This is a genomic window from Barnesiella viscericola DSM 18177 (assembly GCF_000512915.1).
Classification (GTDB): domain Bacteria; phylum Bacteroidota; class Bacteroidia; order Bacteroidales; family Barnesiellaceae; genus Barnesiella; species Barnesiella viscericola.
The window spans coordinates 2,716,539-2,725,000 of record NZ_CP007034.1 but is presented as its reverse complement, the minus strand read 5'-3'; the positions used below and the strand labels follow the sequence as shown (position 1 = coordinate 2,725,000).

Below are 8,462 nucleotides of genomic sequence, written 5' to 3'. Positions count from 1 at the left end.
GCTTGCAAAGCAGGTGCTCTAGCCAGCTGAGCTAATCCCCCCGCTTTCTCTCGGCCTCTCTTCCGCTTTCCTTCGGGGCCCTTCTTTCCTCGGGGCCCTTCCTTGCGGAGGTTTCGGTGTAGTCCCAGGCAGATTTGAACTGCCGACCTCTACATTATCAGTGTAGCGCTCTAACCAACTGAGCTATAGGACTGTCTCAAATCGTGCCCTGGCGGGTGTCTCTTTGTTTCCTTTTTTATATGAATGAAAAGAAGCAGTGCGTCAAGAGGCCGAACTTCTATCTGTCCTTTCGGCTCTTCCTTGGAATCTCTTCTCCAGAAAGGAGGTGTTCCAGCCGCACCTTCCGGTACGGCTACCTTGTTACGACTTAGCCCCAGTTACCGGTATTACCTTCGTACGCTCCTTGCGGTTGCATGCTTCAGGTACTCCCGGCTTCCATGGCTTGACGGGCGGTGTGTACAAGGCCCGGGAACGTATTCACCGCGCCATGGCTGATGCGCGATTACTAGCGAATCCAGCTTCATGGAGTCGAGTTGCAGACTCCAATCCGAACTGAGACAGGTTTTCGGGATTCGCGCGTCATTGCTGACTGGCTGCCTTCTGTACCTGCCATTGTAACACGTGTGTCGCCCCGGACGTAAGGGCCGTGCTGATTTGACGTCATCCCCACCTTCCTCACGGCTTGCGCCGGCAGTCTCGACAGAGTCCTCGGCTTGACCCGTTAGTAACTGTCAATAGGGGTTGCGCTCGTTATGGCACTTAAGCCGACACCTCACGGCACGAGCTGACGACAACCATGCAGCACCTCGCAGGCGACCATTGCTGGCTACGGGCTTTCACCCATATTCCCCCTGCGTTTGAGCCCGGGTAAGGTTCCTCGCGTATCATCGAATTAAACCACATGTTCCTCCGCTTGTGCGGGCCCCCGTCAATTCCTTTGAGTTTCACCGTTGCCGGCGTACTCCCCAGGTGGAATACTTAACGCTTTCGCTGTACCGCTTACATTATATCGCAAACAGTTAGTATTCATCGTTTACTGCGTGGACTACCAGGGTATCTAATCCTGTTCGATCCCCACGCTTTCGTGCCTCAGCGTCCGTTGCACCCTAGCAGGCTGCCTTCGCAATCGGGGTTCTGCGTGATATCTATGCATTTCACCGCTACACCACGCATTCCGCCTGCCTCTTGTGCACGCTAGCTCGTCAGTTTCAACGGCAGCTCCCGGGTTAAGCCCGGGCATTTCACCGCTGACTTGGCGTGCCGCCTACGCACCCTTTAAACCCAATAAATCCGGATAACGCTCGCATCCTCCGTATTACCGCGGCTGCTGGCACGGAGTTAGCCGATGCTTTTTCTTCGGATACTTGCAATACGCTACGCGTAGCGCACTTTACTCTCCGACAAAAGAAGTTTACAACCCGTAGGGCCGTCTTCCTTCACGCGACTTGGCTGGTTCAGTCTGCCGACCATTGACCAATATTCCTCACTGCTGCCTCCCGTAGGAGTTTGGACCGTGTCTCAGTTCCAATGTGGGGGACCTTCCTCTCAGAACCCCTATCCATCGTCGCTTTGGTGGGCCGTTACCCCGCCAACTGGCTAATGGACCGCATGCTCATCTGTAACCAAGATTGCTCTCTTTAGACATCTCCCCATGCGAAGATATGTCGTTATGGGGTATTAGGCCGGATTTCTCCGGGTTATCCCCCTGTTACAGGCAGATTGCATACGTGTTACTCACCCGTGCGCCGGTCGCCGCCAGAAGTATTGCTACCTCCGCGCTGCCCCTCGACTTGCATGTGTTAGGCCTGTCGCTAGCGTTCATCCTGAGCCAGGATCAAACTCTTCGTTGTATATCTAATGTTTCTTTTTTATACCTTCAAAGTGATTCCCGGCCGAAATTGACTTCGTTCTTTCTCTTGTACTACACTTGCTTCTTTTCAGTCTTGTCAATGAACTTTATCTCCCCGCCTTCCCGAGGTCTTGTCGACCCCTTTCCAGCGGCGAAAGTGTTGCAAAGGTACACCCTTTTTCCTTTCCCTTCCAAATTTTTGAACAACTTTTTTTCAAAAAATTTTCGAGCTCGCCAAAAAAGCTCTATCCCTCTGCATCTTACAGACGAACTTTATAATTGTAAATCTGGCTGTCGGTAATCACTTTCACCACATATATTCCCCGAAGGGCTTCGAAAATTATCTCGCTACGGTTGCCGATAGGTGTGTCGTAAAGAAGTTGGCCCGACAGATTATAAACAGCGACTTGTCCCTGACCCGAGAGTCCGGCAACGATTATGCGACGGTCGGCTGCATAGACTTTGGGGATTGCCCGACTCGGCTGCATGAGTGCCGAGGGATTGGTTGTCGTCACTGTCTGTACCGGTGACCAAAGGGAAACGGCATCGTCGCAAAGCGACCGCACTTGATAGTAATATACAGTCTGCGGAGAAAGATTCCCGACGAGGAACGAGGTGACCTCGCCTACCCTCTCTTGGGTTTGAATGTGATTGGTATAATCGCCGTAAGTAATGACTGCATCGTCGATAGCCACGTTGCCCTTGGCCTTGTAGGCATAGGTAATCTTCATGGCCGTTACTCCTTCATCAACCGGGAAGGTATAGCTGGGATAATATTTTGAGGTATTGACATAGCGCAGGGTGTCGACCGAAGCCCAGTTGCCGTCCACCTTTTTCTCGACGACCACATAGGAACCGGTACCCGACGAGGCGAAACGATACATGAACGAGAAGGAGACGATTCCCTGAGGATAGTCGGGGGTCTGCAAATCTTCTCCGGTTGCCTTCAAGGCCATCGACGGTGCCGACAGCCCGCTACTGGTAGCGGTTGTATAAATGTCACTGGCCGATCCCGTCCACCCGTCGGGCAGAGGTTTGCCGCTGGAACCGACGTTGTCGAAGCCTTCGGTCACGGTATGTTGTTCGCCCGAGCGAGTGAAGCAAAGCACCTCGTAGCCATCGGCCTCCTGTACCTCTTCCCAGTTGATGCGGAAGGAGGTATCGGTCACCTCGGAGGCGTCGAGCAACAGAGGGGTTTCGAGGGAGTCGGTAACAAACTGCATGCTGTATGCGGCGGCTACGGAGCCGGCAGGTGTCACGGCATCGACCTGATAGGTATAGCGAGTCAACGGACGCAAGTCGGTGAAACGGCACTCGTGCGTGAGCCCGGCCGATTCGCCATTACATATATAGCTACGTTCCTGGGCAAACTGCATGTCGAAGAGCCCCAGTTGCGAAAAGTCGTCTTTCGGGGCCGAAATCCACTCGCTTGCATCATACACGGCCGAGGGGTGCGTTACAGAGGGACGACGATAGAGGGTCTTGTCCTGTCCCCAGTAGGCTATTTCACCGGCAACACCTACCACATCGATAACAATACCGTTACGACAAAGGGCTACGGCATCGTTGCCGTTGAAATTGAGCGGCGAATCTTCTCCACCCGGAATCACCCGCGAAGCCTTGGCTTTAAGCGTTTCGTCGGTCGACAGGCCATTCAGGAGCAGATAGGTGCCGCCATTCTGCAACACATCGTTGCCCAACGGCGTGTCGTTATAAAAATTGCCACCACCATTCGTCTCGATGCGCAGGCTGTATGCCGAGAGGTCGACGGGGTGTCCCGTCCCGTTGTAAATTTCGATGGCTTTGTTGTAGCTCGAACCTTCGACATAGGCCGAGATAATGAGATCGCCGGCTGCCGTGTCGCCGGTCCACAGCGACACCCGGTAATCGGTAGCCGTGGGGTAGTTAATCCAATGTATCGTGGCTTCGTCTGCCGTAACATCGGTAGCTGCCGTAACCAGGAACGAGGGGACAACAATCAGTTGCACGGGAATGCGATACTGCCGTTCGAGTCCGCCGCCGGCCAGCGTCAAGGTGTCGCGATACTCTCCCTGCGCAGTACTTTCGCAAGCGATTTCGAGGGCATATCCGTCGTGTACCTGCTGCGGCGTAAGCGTCGAGGTCGAGATTGTAAAGATTCCTCCTACCGTCCAGGTGAGCGAAAGGGGTGAATCGAGATTGTCGCCCAGGATTTCAAGCGATTCGGTTCGATGGTCACCGGCCAGAATCACCCCCATATCGAGCGATTGTCTATACCGGGGCGAAGCCAAGAAGGGCTCGGTCTCTTCGGGGAAGAGATAGGGTTCGTCGCAATGGCTGCCCCACACATATTCTACCAAATCGGGATAGTCGATGTAGGGATTGCGGTTGCCCTGTATGGCATAGACCGAATCGTTACGCGCCATCTCCATTTCGCCGGGAGGGTCCTGCCGATGCCATTTGAGCAGCAGGTCGATCGCCCACGATTTCCACACCGGATAGGTGTTGTTGTCGAGCATGGGCGACTGCCAGTAGTCATACAGATTTTCGTAGGCCGTAACCACATACAGATAGGCCCGGGCAAAGTCGCCCTTGTACTCGTCGGCCGGTTCAAAACAGCGGTCGGCATAGGCTGTGCCGAAACCGTTGACCCCTATTTTGGAGACTCCGTTATCGAAGCCGGGAGTGCCTGTAACCTCACCCAAAGGCAGATTGTTTTTCGAGGAGTTGGCCGAACCGTCGGCCGGATAGAGGTGATGCAAATCGCGATAGGCATTATTCTCGTAAGCCCCCCACCAACTTTTGGGGAAGGAGTGCTCGATGTGCATGCCGTCGACCGCGTTGTAGCCATCGAAATAACGGACTTCGGAGGAGTAGCGGTCCCACACCCGATTATCATCGAGACAATCGGTGTGCGAAAATCCCTCCCAGGTAGCCCCCTCGCCGCTACCATAGCCGAGGGTGTGCATCGAACTTACAATCTGGTGCAAAGCCGTTTTCAACTCGGCTCCGCCCTTGCCGTCGGCGGCGTAATAATAACCGGCAGGCACCTCGGCCCTCAGGTAAAACCCGAGGGAAAAGATGCCCATTGCCGTTAAAACTATCTGGATAAATGTTCTATTTCTCATAGCTTTTCAAGATTAAAATTAAGGGAAAGCGGGAGAGACTCGTCTCTCCCCTATTTCAAATTGCATGTTACTGAGCACTGCGTACCCGCACTGTGCTTTGCATCGAGCGGGAAACCACACGCACGATATAGAATCCCTCGGGCAACTCCCACTCCGACTCCTCGGCATGCAGCACGCGCGAACCACACAGGCGACCGTCCATCGTGTACCACTGAGCCACGGCATTCATGGGAGCATTGAGTATGTGCAGCGTCGTGCCCGATGTGAATATCAGGATATGGTCGGCCGGCAACTCGTCGACAGCCGAGGCTACGGTAGAGACCGATACCGTGTTGGATACCGTCTGAGCCGTCTCGCCCTCGTAAGGAGTTACGGTGTAGTGATATTGTACGGTCGGGGTTAAACCGGTCACCTCATATTCATTCACATTGCCTACCCGCCGCGGATAGCCATCGAGTGCAACCGAGGTAAATCCGCCTCCACTCTTCACGACGACACTGTGCAGGTAAGCCCGATGGTCTTTCTTGGCCATGAAAGTTATTTTAGACGAGGCCGTACCCTCCTTTACCGGAATTGTGGTGGTCGTAGTACCGTCGAGTGTGATCTGCTTAATCTCCTTCCCGTCGACCGAAACATAAAGTACCGACTGGTCGTTGTTGTAAGGCTCGGCTACTACCGTTATCGAGACATCACCAGCCGAGAGGTCGAGAGCGGGCGAGGTAGCACTACCGTCCGTGCTGCCCGAACCTAAACGCAATTTACCGTTTTCGGCAGCCGTATACCCATCGTAAGTCCAGGTATCGGGTTTCGACGAAAAGACGGTGTTGAGAATCTCCTTCTCGGGAGTACTCGACGAGTAGTCGTCGTACCATACATTCAGCTCATAATCGGTAGCCCCGGCTTTGGGAGTCCACGCGGCCACAAACGAATTGTATGTGATATTCCGGGCCGGCAAGGCAACAAAATCGTCGACCGCCTCGCCCGTGAGGTTGACCACTACCGGCGAAGCAATTCCACCGCCGGTAATCTTGAGCGTAGCACTATGCGCCCCCACCTGTGACGAATGATAAGAGAGTTCGACCGTAGCACCGTTGTTCACCGCATCGGCCGTGAGGGTATAAGGATTTACCGCAAAGCAATCGCTATTTGCCCCCTCGATTGTGAGCACAACGTCTTCCGTAATATTGCGACCCTTGATCTGCAACGGCATTGTGGCAGGGTCTGAGACATTCACCGAAGTGGTACCCATATCGATGGTCGAACCGCCCTGTGGCGTCTCGATATAAGGAGTATCCTCACCCATGGGCGAGAAGGGTTCGTTGCGACGGTCACCAAAAATGAGGTCGACCAACTCGGGATAATCGATAAAAGGGTTACGGTTGCCCTGTTCTTTCTGCACCGCATCGTTACGGTCAATCTCCTTTTGACTCACGGGATCCAGTTCGTTCCAGCGGAGCAGCATATCGAGCTGCCACTTGACGATATGGGGGTAAGTCGAGATGAATATTCCACCCCAGTTGTCGATGCGATCCTGATAACGGGTTGCAAAATAGAAATAGGTGCGGGCAAAATCGCCTTTGTATTCGTCGTTGGGCTCAAATACCGTACCGGTATAACCGGGGGTCACACAACTGCCCCACTTGGAGAAACCGTTTTTCGAGCTCGATGCCCCCGAGCCCACTTCGCCAAAGGGGTTGTTGCTACGGTAGCTGTTTATCTTGCCGTCGGTAGGATAGACATGCCAGGCATCGGAATACATGGGAGAGGCTTTGCTGAACCAGCTCTTGGGTACCGAGTGCTCCCGGTTATAGCAATCGCCTTCATTCTTGTAATTCCCGCACTTATCGGTTCCAAAAGTAAAATCAGTCGCATCGGAATACATATCCCACACCTTGCCGTCGGGCCGTCGGTCGGTCGTTTTGTAAACCTCCCACAAGCCATCGTAACCCACATTGTCGGCATTACTGATGATGGCCGACAAACTCTTCTGCAACGCCTCGCCACTCTTGCCTATGGCGGCATCGTAATATCCGGCAGGCGCTTCGGCCCATAAAGAAAATGAAATCAGGCTTACTATGGCAACAAGCCCCAAACGGTTGTGTATCGTATGATTCATAAACTATTTATTTAAATTTTCTTGTTTTTGGGAAAGGGCGATAAAGATAATCATAATTTGTCAAAATCCAGTTAAGACAAGCCTTTTTTCTCAAAAAAAGCGGCGGGCCGACTCCTGCAAAAGAAGGCTGCTCGCCGTAAGGGGATTACTTGTGTAAAGCGAATTATTCCGATTCGAGTACTCCCGAATGGCCCCGCTTCTTATCTTTCCAAATCTGATAACGATACACCAGACAGGTGGTAACGAAATAGACTCCGGTCAGAATCCACAGCATTGTGTAGGCATGGCGCACATCGTAGATACCGGCTCCGGCCGTATTCATGCGCACGAACCCCTCGATGCCCCAGGTCGACGGAATGATGGCTCCCAGCCACTGCCAATACTCAGGCATGGCATAGCGCGGCCAAGTGATTCCCGAGATGAAGAGGAAAATAACCGAGGTGAAGACGAAGAGCAGAAAAGAGCTCTCACGCTCCCGCACAAAGACCGAGAGGGTCATGCCGAAGAATATCGACGAGAGCAGGAAGGGAACGGCAAACGCGTAAATCTCGACCTGACTGCCTATCTGGGGGAATTTGAAAAGCCAGGGTATGAAATGCAGGATATAGGCCGTGCACAATACATACAGGCTGAAATAGCACAGGGCCTTGCCCACAACCAGGTGCAACACGTTGTTGTGCATGTGCTCGCGACCGCTGTAAAAGAGGTGCAGCCGGTGATGCTCATAGATCCCCCCCGCCAACATGCCGATACCCAAAATGAGACTCTGCTGCAAAATGAGAATCAAGATGGCCGGCAACAGGAACGAAGCCAGTCCCGACTCGGGGTTGTAGAGGTTGACCGATACATAGGGAATGGGTTGGGTAGCCACGTTGATCTGCTCCTGGGTGGCACCACCCAGCGACTGGGTCTGCAACTGGCCTCCGAGGTTCAGGGTCACATCGGTCAGAGCGATAAGAAATCCCTTGTAGTTGAGCAGAATACTCATGTCGGAGTAGAACGAAACGACACTCTGCTCGCCCCGCTCTATCTTCTGGCTGAAATCGCTCGGGATAAAGAGAATCCCGTAACAGTTCTTCTCGTGCATCATGCGCTTGGCCTCGTCCATGTTGGCACAGTAGGAGACGATGTGGGCATGCGGCGTGGCGTCCATCTCGCGAGCCAGTTCCCGGCTCAACGGCGTGCGGGCGTTGTCGACTACCACCATGGGCACCTCGCGCACCACCTCGGGATTATAGACCGCGGCATAGACAATGGGATAGACAAACGGCAGAGCAAAGAAGAAGAGAATCACACCGAAATCCTGAAAGACGGCATGATACTCCCGCCGCCAAATGTAGTAGATGTCGGCCAATCCTATTTTTATGGAACGCAATAATTTCATAATCAC

The 8,462-nt window shown here is 53.5% G+C and carries 3 protein-coding genes, 2 tRNA genes and 1 rRNA gene (1 of these 6 only partly in view); all 6 read right to left on the bottom strand.

Translation table 11 applies throughout. The features are described from left to right. Window positions 1-41, bottom strand: a tRNA-Ala gene (locus BARVI_RS11355); it reaches 33 nt to the left of the window's first position. 78 nt (window positions 42-119) lie between these two features. Then, window positions 120-193: transfer RNA gene (locus BARVI_RS11350), tRNA-Ile, on the bottom strand. A 125-nt stretch (window positions 194-318) separates the two neighbouring features. Further along, window positions 319-1,850, bottom strand: a 16S ribosomal RNA gene (locus BARVI_RS11345). Between the two features lie 259 nt (window positions 1,851-2,109). Then, entirely contained in the window at window positions 2,110-4,956 is a 2,847-nt protein-coding gene (locus BARVI_RS13045) for an endonuclease (protein ID WP_084547050.1), read from the bottom strand. 67 nt (window positions 4,957-5,023) lie between these two features. Then, window positions 5,024-7,072: an HNH endonuclease signature motif containing protein gene (locus tag BARVI_RS13040; RefSeq protein ID WP_025279359.1), complete on the bottom strand. Its 2,049-nt coding sequence runs from the start codon at window positions 7,070-7,072 to the stop codon at window positions 5,024-5,026. 163 nt (window positions 7,073-7,235) lie between these two features. Further along, window positions 7,236-8,456, bottom strand: coding sequence for an ABC transporter permease (locus tag BARVI_RS11330; RefSeq protein ID WP_025279358.1), 1,221 nt, complete (start codon window positions 8,454-8,456; stop codon window positions 7,236-7,238). Window positions 8,457-8,462 lie beyond the last annotated feature (6 nt).